Here is a 14,156-nt window from a genome sequence, read left to right on the forward strand (position 1 = left end):
TGCCGTATAACCGGATGAAATCGAACAATTTTCCCGAGATGGTCGGAACCCCCCGCCGTCTCTGGAGTTTGGGTACCCTGTGATTTCAGGTGGTGGCAACAGCAGCGTAGAAGTTGCGCGATAAACCGGCTGCAAGACGCGCTGAGTCGTTAAACGGCGGCTTCAGCGTGCCGCGGAAGTACGTAGCGACCAGGGTTTTCCACGTATCTTCCGGGGCTTGGCCCAGCCGCTCGCAGTGGGCGACGAAGTGCTCCGTACCGGTCCGCACGTGGCGGATTTCGTCCTTGAGGATCCGGTCGAGAATGCGCGCGCCGCCCTCGTCTCCGGCCGCACGCACGCGCTCCAGCGTCGGCGGCGTCACGTCCAGCCCGCGCGCTTCCAGCACCATCGGCACGATCGCCAGCCGGGCGGCGACATCGCCGCGAGTCGCGTGCGCGGCCTCCCACAAGCCGTCGTGCGCAGGCAGCGCGCCGTAGTGCGAACCCAGCGCCTTCAGCTTGCGGGCGATCAGCGCAAAGTGCATCGCCTCGTCCGCCGCGACGGAAAGGAAATCCGCCACGAAGTCCGGCCCCATCTCGCCGCCGAATCGCCCCGCCATGTCCAGCGCCAGGTCGATGGCAACGAATTCGATGTGCGCGAGCGAGTGCCACAAGGCGATTCGCCCGCGCTCCGACCCGCCGCGCCCGCGCTTCGGCATCCGGTTGGGCGGCAGCAGCTCGAGCTCGGCTGGCCAGGCCGGCCGTTCGGGCATCGCAACATCGAACACGAACGACAGCGCGTCCGTGCGGTAGCCGCGCACCAGCGCGCGCGTCGCCATCACCTTGTCGCGCGGCTCAGCCGTGAGCAGGACCGATCGGATCGCTCCGGCTATGCTTGGGGCGACACTGGGCGCTTCGGCGGCCATCACGCCTGCTGAGCGGCTTCGAGCACCTGCGCGGCGTGGTCCTTGACCTTCACCTTGCGCCAGACGCGGGCGATCCGCCCTTCCTCGTCGATCAGGAAGGTCGTGCGCTCCATTCCCATGTAGGTGCGGCCGTACATGTTCTTTTCGGTCCAGATGCCAAGCGCGTCGGCCAGCCCGTGGTTTTCCCGATCCGATGCGAGCGGCACCGTCAGGTCGTGCTTGGCGGCAAACTTCGCGTGCTTTTCCAGTGGATCCTTACTGACACCAAGCAAGGCAATTCCGGCGGCCTCGAACTGCGGGGAAAGCGCGCTGAAATCCTTGTTCTCGGTCGTACAGCCGGGCGTATCGTCCTTCGGGTAGAAAAACAGGACCAGCTTGCGCCCGCGAAAGTCGGACGGCAGAACCGGGCCCTTGCTTCCTTCCATCTCAACGTCAGGAACTTCATCGCCGACATCGGGGCGGTTGCTCATGCTTCAATCTCCAGTTGTTCGCCGAACAAGTCGGCCCACACACGCCCGATCCCATGCCGCGCCTCCGCCAGCCCGTGCAACAGGGCAGCGAAATCGGGGAAGCCGCAAGACCGGGCCAGCGCCCCTTGTTCCGGCTCCGACGGGACCCGGCCATCCGGCGCAAGCAGGCGGGCAGCCACAAGGATCCGCGTCAGCACGGCGTGCCAGTGGGAGAATTCTGCCGGCAACAGCTGCGCCTCGGCCAGTTCGACGATCGCTTCGTCGATTGCCGGAAGCAGCGCGATGCGGTCCCGCAGCTGGAGGAAGTGGACGATGAATTCGCAATCGACCAGCCCGCCGCGCACGAGCTTGGGGTCCAGCGGGCCGGAGGGATGTTTGTGCGCGGCCATTTCCGCCCGCATCGTCAGCACGTCGCCGCGCAGCTTCTCCGGATCGCGCGGCCGGTCGAGCACGTCGCGGATGATCGAGCGAAGTTCCTCCCGCGCGGCTGGAGGGCCGAACAGAGGGCGCGCGCGGTTGAGCGCCATGTGTTCCCACGTCCAGGCGTCTTCCCGCTGATACCGGGCAAAGCTGTCGAGGTTGACCGCAATCGGCCCCTGGGCTCCCTGCGGGCGCAGGCGCGTGTCCACTTCGTACAAGCGCCCTTCGGCGGTCGGGACGCTGAGCGCAGCCGTGACTCGCTGGGCCAGCCGGTTGAAATAGAGGGAGGCGGTCAGCGGCCTGGGACCATCGGATTCCACCCCGATGTCTCCCCGGAACAAGTAGATGACATCAAGGTCGGACGCATGGGTCAGCGCCCCTCCGCCAAGCCGGCCCAGCCCGAGAATGAGCAGGTTCTCTCCCGGCACGCGTCCATGGACCTGCCGGAATTCCTCGACGGCGGCTTCCGCCCCAGCCCGGATCGCCGCCTCCGCCACGCGGGCAAGGCCCTCTGCGATCGACAGGACATCGTGCCGCGCCTCGATCAGCTGCACGCCAAGGGCAAAGCGTTCCTCGCCCACCACTTTGCGCAAGTGGTCCAGCCGACGCTCGTAATCGGCCGAGTTCTGGCCGCGCGTCATCAGCGCGTAAAGCTCGTCCACGCTGCCCGGCAGATCGAGGGCAGAGGCATCGATCAGCCGGTCCAGCAAATCGGGCCGGCGGCCAAGCTCATCCGCCAGCGGAGGGGCCAGCGTCAGCAGCCGCAGAACCTGATCGAGCAGGCCGGGCCGGGCTTCGAACAAGCGGAACAGGTTGACCGCGCTCGGCAAGCGGCCCAGCAGCGTCTCCCACCGGTTGGCGGCTCGTTCCGGGTCCGGCGCCTGGGCCAGCGCTTCGGCGAGGGCAGGGCTGATCGCGTCGAATGCATCGCGTGCCGCTCCGCTGCGCAAGGTGCGAATCGACTGCCGCCAATCCGCGATCCGGTTGGTGAAGCCGTGGGCGGCCACCGTTTTCACCTCGGTGTCCGGCGCATCGAGCAAGCTGTCGTAAGCGCTCGCCACGCGCGCGGTCAGCCCGCGCAGTTCCTCCACCAGCGCCGCCCCATCCGGCAGGCCATCGAGCCGGGCCACGTTGTCCAGCGCGGCCTCGTCCGCAGGCAGGCTGTGGGTCTGGCGGTCGCCCACCATCTGCAACCGGTGCTCGATCGTCCGCAGCCGGTCATAAGCCTGACCGAGGTCGCGCGCATCGTCGGCCGAAACAATCCCTTCAGCTGCCAGCGCGTCCAGCGCGGCGCGGGTGCCGCGCAGCTGGAGCGCGGGATTGCGCCCGCCGTGGATCAGCTGGTGGGTCTGGGCGAAGAACTCGATCTCCCGAATCCCGCCCCGGCCGCGCTTGAGGTCGAAGTCCGGTCCCGGCTCACGCGGTCCTTCGTGATGATCGCGAATACGCCCGGTCAGCCGGCGGATGTCCTCGATCGCGGTGAAGTCGAGGCTGCGGCGCCACACGAACGGGCGGATCATGTCGAGAAACCGCTCCCCGGCTTCCACGTCCCCGGCCGCGGCCCGCGCGCGGATGAAGGCTGCCCGCTCCCACGTCAGCGCCGAGGACTCGTAGTGGGTCAGCGCCGCCCCGAAAGAGATCGCCAGCGGGCTGACTTCGGAAGCCGGGCGCAGCCGCAAGTCCACCCGGAACACGTGACCTTCGCCCGTCTGGTGCGCCAGCAGCTCCACCACCCGCCGGGCGACGCGCTGGGCCGCTTCGCCCGGTTCTTCCCGTGCCCGGTGCGGCAGCAGGTCGCGGTGGTAAAGCAGGATCGGATCGATGTCGGAACTGTAGTTGAGCTCGCCTGCGCCCTGTTTGCCCAGCGCCAGCGCCGTGAATCCGGCCGGTTCGGCATCAGGCACTCGCTCCCGGATCGCCGCGGCAATCGCCTGGCCAAGCGAGAAGTCGGCAAATTCGGTCAGTTCCGTCATCACCCGGGCAAGCGGGAAGGCTCCGGCCAGATCGCCGACCCCGAGCGCGACCGCCAGCGCCAGCCGCTGCCGCCGCAGGGCCACGCCGATGTCCTCGGCGCCCGATCCGGCTGCATGGGCGTGGGCAAGCGCTTCCTCGCCCTTGCCATGGGCGAGCAATTCCGCAATCTCGGGAAATCGTTCAAGCCCGCGTGCGAGAAAAGGAGAATGCGCTTGCGCGCGACGAATTGCCATTTCCCAGTCCATCGGGCCTGAGTGCATGGCCGGGCGCCCGAGGGCAAGCCTGACAGGCACGATAGCCTGATGCCGGACTGGCGCACTCTCGCCCGCGAAAAGGAAGACGAATGATCCGATTTGCCTTTGCCGCCACCGCGCTTGCCGGGCTGGCCGGCTGCGCGACCACCGCCACGATGCCGGAAACGGCTCCGGTAGCCGCGGCCGCGCTTCCTGAAATCTCGATCGAGACGATGAAGGAAGTGACCCGCGTGCTCGCTTCCGACGAATTCGAAGGCCGCGCTCCCGGAACGCCGGGTGAAGAGAAAACCGTCGCCTATATCGCGGCCCAGTTCGCCGAGGCTGGTCTGCAGCCCGGCAACAACGGCCGCTGGGTGCAGGACGTGCCGCTGGTGGAGATCACCGGCGCTAACTTCCAGCCGCTGGTCGTTACCGGACCTTCGGGCACCCGGCTGAGCTACGACTACGGCGATGAATGGGTCGGCGCGACCTACCGCGAAGATCAGCGCACCAACCTGCAGGACAGCGAACTGGTGTTCGTCGGCTACGGCATCAACGCGCCCGAACGCGGGTGGAACGATTACGCCGGGGTCGACATGCGCGGCAAGACCGCGGTGATCCTGGTCAACGATCCCGACTGGCAAAGCGATAGCTTGGAAGGCCGGTTCGGCGGCAAGGCGATGACCTATTACGGCCGCTGGAGCTACAAGTATGAGGAAGCCGCCCGGCAAGGGGCGGCGGGCGCGATCATCGTCCACGAAACTGATCCTGCATCCTACGGCTGGAACGTGGTCGAAAGCTCGTGGTCGGGCCCGCAGGTCTATGCCCAGCGCGCCAACGGCGGATCGGACCAGACCCTGGTCAACGGCTGGGTCCAGCAACCCGCGGCTCAGGAGATCCTGAGGACAGCCGGCCGCGATCTCAACGCGCTGACCGCACAGGCGCGGCAGCCTGGATTCAAGCCGGTCCCGCTGGGGCTGAAGGTGTCGACGAACTTCGGCAACACCATCCGCAAGTTCCAGTCGAAGAACGTGGTCGGCGTCCTGCCGGGGAACCAGCGGCCGAACGAATACGTGCTGCAGACAGCCCACTGGGATCACCTGGGCCGCTGCAAGCCGGATGCAACCGGGGACGACATCTGCAACGGCGCGATCGACAACGCCACCGGCGTCGCCGCGCTGGTCGCTTTGGCCGAAGCGCACCGCAAGGCGGGCCCGGCGGACCGATCGCTGCTGTTCGTCGCGGTAACGGCCGAGGAATCGGGCCTGCTCGGTTCCGACTACTATGCCGCCAACCCGGTTTATCCGCTGGCGCAGACGGTCGGCGGGCTCAACATCGATGCATTGTCGCTGGCGGGCCCTGCCCGGGACGTGACGGTGATCGGCGGCGGCAAGAGCGAACTCGACGCCTACCTCACCCGCGCTCTGGGGACGGTCGGCCGTACGGCAGTGCCCGACAGCAACCCGCAAGCGGGCTACTACTATCGGTCCGACCACTTCAGCCTGGCCAAGCGCGGCGTGCCGATGTTCTACATCGACAGCGGCGATGACCTGATCGACGGCGGCCGCGCCGCGGGACAAGCCTGGGCCAGCGACTACACCACCAACCGCTATCACCAGCCGAGCGACGAGTACGATCCCAACTGGAACTGGAGCGGGGCGGAACAGGACCTGAAGCTGTTCTACATCCTGGGCCGCGAACTGGCGGAAACCACGGCTTGGCCGAACTGGTACGAAGGCGATGAATTCCGCCGCGCGCGGGATGAAAGCTGCGCCGCCGCAACGGTGGGCTGCTGAGGCGATGAGCACCGGCGCGGGGCAGATGCCGCCCGAATGGCATCCGCAGGACTGGCTGTGGATCGGCTTTCCGCACGATGAGGCGGAATGGCCGGGGATCCTGTCCCGCGCGCAGGAACAGATCGCCGCGTTCGCCAACGCCGTGGCCGAAAGCGGACAGGACGTCCGCCTGATCGTGCGCGATGGGGCAAGCGAGGCGCGCGCCCGCGCGCTGGTCAGCAGCGCCGTGACGCTGGAACGGCGCGTGTATGGCGATATCTGGCTGCGTGACACCGGGCCGCTGGTCCTGTTCGAGGGAGGCAGGCGGACCGCGCGCCGCTTCGCCTTCAACGGCTGGGGCAACAAGTTCCTGATGGACGGGGACGAGACGATCGGGGCGGACCTGGCCGAAGACGCCGGGCTGCCGCTGCGTGTGGCGGACTGGGTGCTGGAAGGCGGGGCCATCGACACGGACGGCACCGGTCTGGTCGCCGTGACCGAGCAAGTCCTGCTCAACCCCAATCGCAATCCGGGGCTGAGCCGGGAAGACAACGAGGCGCGGCTGAGGGCGGACCTGGGGTTCGACCGCGTCCTGTGGCTGCGCGACGGCCTGATCAACGATCACACGGACGGGCACGTGGACAACCTTGCCCGGTTCGTCGCGCCCGGGACCATCGCGGTTCCGGTGGCGACCGGGCCGGACGATCCCAACGCCTGCATCTACGCCGACGCGCGCGACCGGGCGCGCGACTTCGGGCTGGCCGTGCGGGACGTGCCTTCGCCGGGCCGGGTCCAGGCCGGGCCGATCGTCGAGCCGGCAAGCTACATGAACTTCGCTGTCACTACCAACCTCGTCGTCGTGCCGACCTACAACACGATCCACGATGAGGACGGCGTGGCGGCGGTGGGCAGCCTGTTCCCCGACCGCGCCGCTATCGGCATTCCCGCCGACGCGGTGCTGGCCGGAGGCGGCGGCTTCCACTGCGCCAGCCAGCAAATGCCAAGCTTGCCGGAAGACGCCAGCAGCCAAGTCGGCTGAGCGTGCCACGGGATGGGAGTGGAGGGCCTGCTGCCCAATCCCACGTGCGCAAGTTCGTCGGCTGGGCGGCGAACAAGGACCCCGATCTCAACGCCACCATCGCCAGGAAGCGAAGCTGATCGGGCTGCACCTTCGAGGCTCTGGCCGATGCCGGTCGCTGCGGGACGCCCGTCTCATCCTGTAGCCGACGTTCTGGCTCCCGTCGTGGTACCAGTAACGCCGCGATGGCGTGGCCCCGTTGAACATCGCTGGAAAGTCGGAATGTCTTCTCGTACGGTCGTCGGCATGGAGCTGATGAGCACCTTTCGATGCGCACCGGCATCCTGACGCTTACCGAACGAGAAAAAGAAACGTTGCGGCTGCTCGTCAGCGGGCACGACGCCAAGTCAATCGCGCGCCACCTCGAACTCTCGGTTCACACCGTTAACGAGCGGTTGCGCAATGCGCGCAGAAAACTTGACGTTTCAAGCAGCCGAGAAGCGGCGAGACTCCTTGCGGAGGCGGAGCAGGGTCCCCCCGATTTCTTGGCGGACACGTTTTTCGGGGTGGCCGACGAAGCGGATGACGGGCCTTCTTCTCAAAAGGCAAGCAGCGCGCACCGCGCAGGTCATCGGCTTGTCTGGTTAAGCGGAGGAATGTTTATCATGTCGCTTGTGATTGCAGCAGTCGCTCTCTCGTCAGCTTTTCACGGGAACACCACACCAGATGCGGCGGGCTCAATTCGGGTTTCCGCAGTTGCCGACGCTTCTGCATCAGCCAGCCTGAGCTCGGCTCGTGAGTGGGTGAGCCTGCTTGATCGCGAACGCTGGGAAGAGACCTGGCGCACGGCCGCTGCCCTGTTCAAGTCGCAAATCACCGCCTCGCAATGGGCTTCGACGGTTCAGTCTGTACGGCAACCGCTCGGTCCGGTTTCGTCTCGCACCTTCCAGAGCGTGACAAAGGCCAACTCGCTTCCCGGCGCCCCGGCAGGCGAGTATGAGATCCTTCAGTTCCAAACCGACTTTGCCCGCAAGAGCGGTGCCATCGAAACCGTCATTCTCGCTCGCGACCCGTCCGGCTGGAGAGTGGCAGGGTACTTCATACGCTAGAAGAGCACCGGACTCGACGGCGGCTCTCGTCTGTGTCAGCCGCCGGAAGGGAGTCAGTTCGCTCCCCATCATGCGCTGGCGCTGTTCAGGCCCGGCTCCAGTTGAAGCACCCGTTGGGCAGGCCCGAACCGCTCACCAGCATGGCGCCGTGGCGGTAGAAGCTCAGCCGATCTGCTTGTTCCACGTCGACCACGACGACCGCCATCTTCGGATCGCTCCACACCAGCCGCCCATCGTGCGCGCTGATGGCGTTCATCACGTCGGCGGGCCGCACTCCCGGCGCGAACACGACGGTGGTGAACCTTTGCCCCTTGGGCGGCTGCAACGACCACGCTGCCAGCCCGGCGGTCAGCAGCCCGACCAGCAAGACAGCCATCGTCGCGCTCCGCCTGCCATCGGAGCGACCGCGTCTGCTGCGCAGGAGCAGCCAGCCGGCGGCGAAAGGCAGTACGCCGAAAGCGGCAAGCCAGATGAGGTCCCACATCAGCGGGTTGGGGCTGTCGAGCCGTATCCGGTGAATCCCCAGCAGCCAGTGAGACAGAACGCTGTCCACGATGTGCCAGCTGCCGAACCCGACAAGCAGGGCGCCGACCAGGGAGCGTCCCCACTGCTGCTGCAAGCCCGCGCGCGTGCGCCACAGTCCCCACAGCCCGGCGGCCGCGATGAGGTACATGAGGGCATGAAAGTAGCCGTCCCACAGCACCTGACCGCGAATGGTATCGACACCGGGGACAAGGCTCAGGAGATGGTGCCACTGGAGAATCTGATGGAGCACGATGCCATCGAAGAATCCGCCCAGCGCGAAACCCAGGACAATAGCCCAACGAATGCCTGAGCGTTCTGGCCCTGAGCGGTCTGGCATCGCGATCCTCCTGCCTGCCAACGCCGCGGGGCCGAAATGGCTCCGGGTGCCGCGTTCCTGAAAGCGGCCTTTTCGGGCTCGACGGGAACTGAAGCTTTGGTAAGCGCTGTTCCAGGGACCGGCCGGTCACGCCAATCAGGGGAATGCACGATCATGTTGAGAGCAACCGCAGCCTTCGCGCTGGCCCTGATGGCTGCGGCATCGCCCGCGCTGGCGCAGGAGCAGGAGCGTCCATTCTGCCCTTCGCGGCCCGGCCCGAACACGCCGGCCTGCACGATCGCGCCGGGCCGGGTGGCCGTGGAATTCGGGTTCGCCGACTGGCAACGCGACGATCAGGCCGATTTGCGCACGGACACGTTGCGCCTCGGCGATACGCTGGTCAGGGTCGGCGTCTCGGAGACGGTAGAAGTGCTGGTGGGCTGGGTTCCTTTCGGGCGAGTTCGCACGCGCAACGCCGTTACCGGCGCGGTCGACAGCGTAAGCCGCACAGGCGACGTGCTGGTCGGCGCAAAGGCCAATCTTCAAAATCCGGACGGCAGCGGCTTTTCGGTCGCGGTGCAGCCTTTCGCCCTGCTCCCGGTGGGCCGCCAACCCGTTGGCGCGGGCGATTGGGGCGCGGGCGTGCTCGTACCGATGAGCTACGATCTCGGTGACGGGCTGAGCCTGCAATTCTCCCCGCAGATCGATGCAGCGACGGACAGCGACGGCAGCGGGCGGCATCTGGCCTACAGCGCCGCGGCAGGCCTTGGTGTCACGGTTTCCGAAGCGATTGGCTTGAGCGCGGAAGTGCTGGCGGGGCGGGATCACGATCCCGATGGACGCACCACCCCGCTTTCCGGCACCCTGACCGCCGCCTGGTTCCCGTCACCCGACCAGCAGTTCGACGTGGGGGCGACCGTGGGCCTCAACGATGCGCCGGATGTCGGGTTGTCCGTTGGGTACTCGCACTTGTTCTGATCGCGGCGGACGATCATCCTCCGGCCAGCGCCAGACGCGCCGCCTTGGCGAACAGCGTCGGCAGGCCGGCTTCTTCCAGACGCTCGGCCGGCCACCACTCGCCGTCCCCTTCCGGGTCGCCCGGCTGGTTCCCGGCACGGACCCTGACTTCCAGCGTCAGGGCAAAATGGGAGAACACGTGGGCCACTGCCCCTGCCGTGCGCCACTCGCCGGGCAGGGGCGGCTCGCCCGTGCCGTCGCCCCTCGCGTTCCAGCCATCGTCCGGCAGCGCGCGCATTCCGCCCAGCGTGCCGCGCTTGTCCCGCCGCACAAGCCAGACGTGCCCGTCCCGCACGATCCAGAAGGCCGTGCCGCGCCGCTGGGGCCTGGCTTTCTTCGCCGGTTTCACCGGGAGAGAGGCGGGATCGCCGCTCGCCCGCGCTTCGCACTGCGCGGCGACCGGGCACAGCAGGCACTTCGGATCGCGCGGCGTGCAGATCGTGGCGCCGAGGTCCATCATCGCCTGTGCGAAGTCGCCGGGGCGGCTCTCAGGCGTGATCCGCTCCGCCGCTTCGCGGATCGCCTTGCGCGCGGCGGGCAGGGGCTCGGCAATCGCGAACAGGCGGGCGACGACTCGCTCCACATTGGCATCGACCACCACCGCCCGCTGGCCGAACGCGATCGCGGCCACGGCAGCGGCAGTGTAGGCGCCAAGGCCGGGCAAGGCGCGCAAGTCTGCTTCGGTTTCGGGAAAGCTCCCTCGCGCCGCCACTTCGCGCGCGCAGGCGATCAGGTTGCGGGCGCGGGAGTAGTAACCCAGCCCCGCCCACGCGCCCATCACGTCTTCCTCCGGCGCGGCGGCAAGCGCCTCCACCGTCGGCCAGCGTTCGGTGAACTTCAGGAAATACGGCGCTACGGCGGCAGTGGTGGTCTGCTGCAGCATCACTTCGGACAGCCACACGCGGTACGGATCGGGCGGGCTTCGGGCGGGTTCTTCGCCCGACACAGTGCCCGGCATGACCCGCCACGGCAGGCGGCGCGCATGGGCATCGTACCAGCCGAGCAGACGCTCCGGGATCGTGCCGGCTCTATCATCCATGGCGTGCCTATGGCATGGCGCCTCCACCGATGGAACGCGAACCCGCCAAGCCCCAGAAGAAAGCCCGCCAGTACGAACGCCCGCGCGGTGGCCCGGCGCGCGCGATCGCCGACCTGATGCCGCAGATCGGCCGCACAGCCTTCCGCCGCTTTGGATTCGTCCAGTCGAACGTGGTCACCCGCTGGTCCGAGATCGTCGGCCCGACCCACGCGAAAGTCTGCGCGCCCGAAGCGATCCGCTTCCCCCCAGGGGAAAAGAGCGACGGCATCCTGCAACTGGTGGTCCTGCCCGCCCACGCCCCGATGATCCAGCACGTCACGCCGGAAATCATCGAGCGGGTGAACCGCTTCTTCGGCTACAAGGCCGTGGCCAAGGTCAAGCTTCGGCAAGGGGAGGTTAAGCCGCCGGTTGCTGAAAAGCGTCCCGCCGCGCCGCCGTCGCTGAAGCCGATCCCGATGGAACTGGGGGAGTCCTTGCGCGATATCGGCGATCCGGAGCTGCGCACCGTGCTGGAATCCCTGGCGCGCAGCCTCGGCACGCAAAGGGAAGGGAAAGAATGAAGCGTTCTCGCAACAGGCTGGCCGGGATCGGAGCCGCCGCCCTCGCATCGCTCGCCGCGTTCGCGCCGATCGGGGCCGCGCCTGCCGCCGCCGCGCCGGACTGGGCCGCGACCAGCTCCGTCACCCGCGATGGAGCCCACGTCCTCGGTAACCCGCAGGCCGATACGCGGCTGATCACGTTCGTCAGCTACACCTGCCCGCACTGCGCCCGCTTCGAAGGGGAAAGCGACATGCCCCTGCGCGCGGCCTACGTGCAGCCGGGCACTCTCGCGCTCGAAGTGCGCCACATCATCCGCGATCCGATCGACATGACCGCGGTGCTGCTGGCCGAATGCGGTCCGGCCAGCCGCTTCTGGGGCAATCACCGCGCGATCTTCGCCGCTCAGGATGACTGGATGGCCACGGCCCGCGCCACCACGCCGGAACAGCGGCAACGCTGGAGCACCGGCACGCTGGCCAACCGGTTCAAGGCGATTTCCGCCGATCTCAGGTTCTACGAACTGATGCAGCAGCGCGGCTATTCCCGCACGCAGGTGGATCAGTGCCTGTCCGACCCCGCGCGGGTGGACAAGTTCGCCAATCAGTCGCAGGCCGATGGGCAGACCTACAAGGTCCAGGGCACGCCCAGCTTCGTGTTGAACGGCAAGCTGCTGGACCAGGTGCACACCTGGGCCGGGCTGAAGCAGGCGCTCGACACGCGGATGAACTAAGCGGGCGCCTGACCGGCTGAGGCACGGGTGAGTGAACGCTTGATTGCCGCTGTCTATCGGGTACTGCCAACCCATTCTTCATGACGGGAAAACTGCCACGATGAAACGCCTTGCCCTTGCCGGTCTTGCCTTGCCGCTCCTGCTGACTCTCGGCGCCTGCGGCGAATCGAGCGAAAGCAACGTCCCGACCTCGGTCGTCACCGCGGTGCCGCCGCCCGCCGGGCAGCAGTGGATCGACGTCGCGGCGGAAACGCCGGAGGGCGGCTTTCGCATCGGCAACCCGGACGCGCCGCTGAAACTGGTGGAATACGCCTCCCACACCTGCCCGCACTGCGCCGACTTCGCAGCCGAATCGCATGAGGGTATCGAGGAATACGTCAGCACCGGAGCCGTCAGCTTCGAACTGCGCAACCAGGTGCACGATCCGCTGGACATGACGATGGCGCTGCTCGCCCGCTGCGGCGATCCGGCGACCTTCCAGCCGCTGGCCTCGCAATTCTGGGCCAACCAGCCGCAGATCATGCAGTCCGTGCAGAACGATCCGCAGGCGTTGCAGCAGGCGATGCAGGCCCCGCCGGCGCAGCAGTTCCAGCAAATCGCCGAGGCGACCGGTCTGATCGATTTCGTCGCCGCGCGCGGGGTCAGCCGGGAACAGGCGACGCAGTGCCTCGCTCGTACCGATCTTGCGCAGCAGATTGCGGAACGCTCGCAGACCCAGTCGGAAGAACTCGACGTGCAGGGCACGCCGACCTTCTTCCTCAACGGCAACAAGCTCGACGTCGGCAGCTGGGAACAACTGGACCCCATTCTGCGCCAGAAGGGCGCGCCCAGCGCCTAGTCCCGCCGCATCCACCGGGGCCGCAACAGGAGTTCGCATGAGCATCCTCAAGATCGTGACCCCGGTGACGCATGACCTCGGCGGCTTTCAGGTCCGCCGCGCGGTGCCAAGCCCGCAATGCCGGATGGTCGGCCCGTTCGTGTTCGTCGACCAGTTCGGCCCGGCTCGGCTCGACGCAGGGGAGGGGATGGACGTGCGCCCCCACCCGCACATCAACCTTGCCACCGTCACCTGGATCTTCGACGGCGCGATCGATCACCGCGACAGCCTGGGCACGTTCTCCACCATTCGCCCGGGCACGGTGAACCTGATGACCGCCGGCCGCGGCATCGTCCATTCCGAACGCAGCCCCGCCGACGAACGCGGCAGCGGCGCGGCGATGTACGGCATGCAGACCTGGCTGGCCCTGCCCGATAGGCGGGAAGACATCGACCCGGCGTTCGAGGCGGTGAGCGACCTGCCGCTGATCGACGACGGAAAAGCCCGCGCCCGCGTGATCATGGGCGAATTGTGGGGCCGCCGCGCTCCCGTCACCACCCATGCCGAAACGATCTACGCCGAAATGGACCTCGCCCCCGGCGGATCGGTGCCGATCGATGCAGAGGCCGATGAACGCGCCGTGCTGCTGGCGGGCGGGGATGCCGCGCTGGATGGCCAGCCGATCGATCTCTACACGCTGGTGCTGCTGAAACCGGGCGCAGCGATGACGCTGTCCTCCCGGTCCGGCGGCAAGGTCATGCTGCTGGGCGGGGAAGCGTTCGCGACCAAACGCTACGTGTACTGGAACTTCGTCAGCTCCAGCCGTGACCGGATCGAACAGGCCAAGGAAGACTGGCGGGCGGGCCGCTTTCCCAAGGTCCCGGACGATGCGGAGGAATACATCCCGCTGCCGGACAAGCCCAAGACGGTCAGCTACCCCTGACAGGACCAGCTGACCCGCGCCCGGCGGCTTATTCCATCGGCAGTTGCTGCGTCCGGTTCAGCCGCTCGAACACTTCGTCCAGCGGCTCCACCACAGTTACGCTGCGCCCTTCGCCAAAGCGGATGCGCGTCCCGCCCTCGACTTCCGAGACATAGCTGACTTGCGAGGCGTTGACGACCGTGGGCACCCGGTCGGGGGCAGTGAACCTGACGAACATGGCCTTCTCCCTTTTTTGTGTGTCCCAGCATACCCGATCCACCGCCGCGCGCCAGTGCCTTGGTGCGGGCAGGGGGATGAAGCGAACGTCCAACATGGGGCGGAAAGCG

14 protein-coding genes are annotated in these 14,156 nt (G+C 67.4%); 8 read left to right on the plus strand and 6 right to left on the minus strand.

Annotation, left to right across the window (positions count from 1 at the left end):
• Positions 1 to 85 precede the first annotated feature (85 nt).
• The 3 genes from ELY13_RS12020 to ELY13_RS12030 are packed head-to-tail and all read right to left on the minus strand — an operon-like array spanning position 86 to position 4,013.
• Positions 86 to 904 carry a ferritin-like domain-containing protein gene (locus ELY13_RS12020; RefSeq protein ID WP_126174169.1) on the minus strand — a complete coding sequence of 273 codons (819 nt, stop codon included), beginning with the start codon at positions 902 to 904 and terminating at the stop codon, positions 86 to 88.
• A complete protein-coding gene (locus ELY13_RS12025) occupies positions 904 to 1,374 on the minus strand; it encodes a peroxiredoxin (RefSeq protein WP_126174170.1) in 471 nt (156 codons plus the stop codon). The genes ELY13_RS12020 and ELY13_RS12025 overlap by 1 nt, the downstream gene beginning before the upstream one ends.
• On the minus strand, positions 1,371 to 4,013 hold the full coding sequence (locus ELY13_RS12030) for a [protein-PII] uridylyltransferase family protein (protein ID WP_241233689.1): 2,643 nt from the start codon (positions 4,011 to 4,013) through the stop codon (positions 1,371 to 1,373). Before ELY13_RS12030 ends, ELY13_RS12025 begins: the two co-directional genes overlap by 4 nt.
• A gap of 98 nt (positions 4,014 to 4,111) precedes the next feature.
• Between ELY13_RS12030 and ELY13_RS12035 the strand changes: the two genes are divergently transcribed.
• From ELY13_RS12035 to ELY13_RS12045, 3 genes are all read left to right on the plus strand, one after another.
• A complete protein-coding gene (locus tag ELY13_RS12035; protein WP_126174172.1) occupies positions 4,112 to 5,797 on the plus strand; it encodes a M28 family metallopeptidase in 1,686 nt (561 codons plus the stop codon).
• Positions 5,798 to 5,801: 4 nt separating this feature from the next.
• Positions 5,802 to 6,815, plus strand: coding sequence for an agmatine deiminase family protein (locus tag ELY13_RS12040; protein ID WP_241233690.1), 1,014 nt, complete (start codon positions 5,802 to 5,804; stop codon positions 6,813 to 6,815).
• Positions 6,816 to 7,123: 308 nt separating this feature from the next.
• Positions 7,124 to 7,903 (plus strand): helix-turn-helix domain-containing protein, encoded by a 780-nt coding sequence (locus tag ELY13_RS12045; protein ID WP_126174173.1) that lies wholly within the window; start codon positions 7,124 to 7,126, stop codon positions 7,901 to 7,903.
• Between the two features lie 85 nt (positions 7,904 to 7,988).
• On the opposite strand, the gene ELY13_RS12050 is transcribed toward ELY13_RS12045, so the two are convergent.
• A complete protein-coding gene (locus tag ELY13_RS12050; protein WP_126174174.1) occupies positions 7,989 to 8,765 on the minus strand; it encodes a DUF2243 domain-containing protein in 777 nt (258 codons plus the stop codon).
• A 153-nt stretch (positions 8,766 to 8,918) separates the two neighbouring features.
• Between ELY13_RS12050 and ELY13_RS12055 the strand changes: the two genes are divergently transcribed.
• Positions 8,919 to 9,722: a transporter gene (locus ELY13_RS12055; RefSeq protein ID WP_126174175.1), complete on the plus strand. Its 804-nt coding sequence runs from the start codon at positions 8,919 to 8,921 to the stop codon at positions 9,720 to 9,722.
• Between the two features lie 13 nt (positions 9,723 to 9,735).
• Here ELY13_RS12055 and mutY read toward each other — a convergent pair whose 3' ends face one another.
• Entirely contained in the window at positions 9,736 to 10,800 is a 1,065-nt protein-coding gene (gene mutY, locus ELY13_RS12060) for an A/G-specific adenine glycosylase (RefSeq protein ID WP_126174176.1), read from the minus strand.
• 29 nt (positions 10,801 to 10,829) lie between these two features.
• On the opposite strand from mutY, the gene ELY13_RS12065 reads away from it, so the two are divergent.
• From ELY13_RS12065 to ELY13_RS12080, 4 genes are all read left to right on the plus strand, one after another.
• On the plus strand, positions 10,830 to 11,360 hold the full coding sequence (locus tag ELY13_RS12065) for a DUF721 domain-containing protein (protein WP_241233691.1): 531 nt from the start codon (positions 10,830 to 10,832) through the stop codon (positions 11,358 to 11,360).
• Positions 11,357 to 12,070 (plus strand): DsbA family protein, encoded by a 714-nt coding sequence (locus ELY13_RS12070; RefSeq protein WP_126174178.1) that lies wholly within the window; start codon positions 11,357 to 11,359, stop codon positions 12,068 to 12,070. The genes ELY13_RS12065 and ELY13_RS12070 overlap by 4 nt, the downstream gene beginning before the upstream one ends.
• A 100-nt stretch (positions 12,071 to 12,170) precedes the next feature.
• The gene (locus ELY13_RS12075) at positions 12,171 to 12,908 is read left to right on the plus strand and encodes a thioredoxin domain-containing protein (RefSeq protein ID WP_126174179.1); all 738 of its coding nucleotides are present in this window, start codon (positions 12,171 to 12,173) and stop codon (positions 12,906 to 12,908) included.
• A 37-nt stretch (positions 12,909 to 12,945) separates the two neighbouring features.
• A complete protein-coding gene (locus ELY13_RS12080) occupies positions 12,946 to 13,830 on the plus strand; it encodes a pirin family protein (RefSeq protein WP_126174180.1) in 885 nt (294 codons plus the stop codon).
• Positions 13,831 to 13,858: 28 nt separating this feature from the next.
• Here ELY13_RS12080 and ELY13_RS12085 read toward each other — a convergent pair whose 3' ends face one another.
• The gene (locus tag ELY13_RS12085) at positions 13,859 to 14,047 is read right to left on the minus strand and encodes a hypothetical protein (RefSeq protein WP_126174181.1); all 189 of its coding nucleotides are present in this window, start codon (positions 14,045 to 14,047) and stop codon (positions 13,859 to 13,861) included.
• Between the last annotated feature and the right edge of the window lie 109 nt (positions 14,048 to 14,156).

It is taken from the genome of Altericroceibacterium xinjiangense (genome assembly GCF_003958635.1).
Taxonomy (GTDB): domain Bacteria; phylum Pseudomonadota; class Alphaproteobacteria; order Sphingomonadales; family Sphingomonadaceae; genus Altericroceibacterium_A; species Altericroceibacterium_A xinjiangense.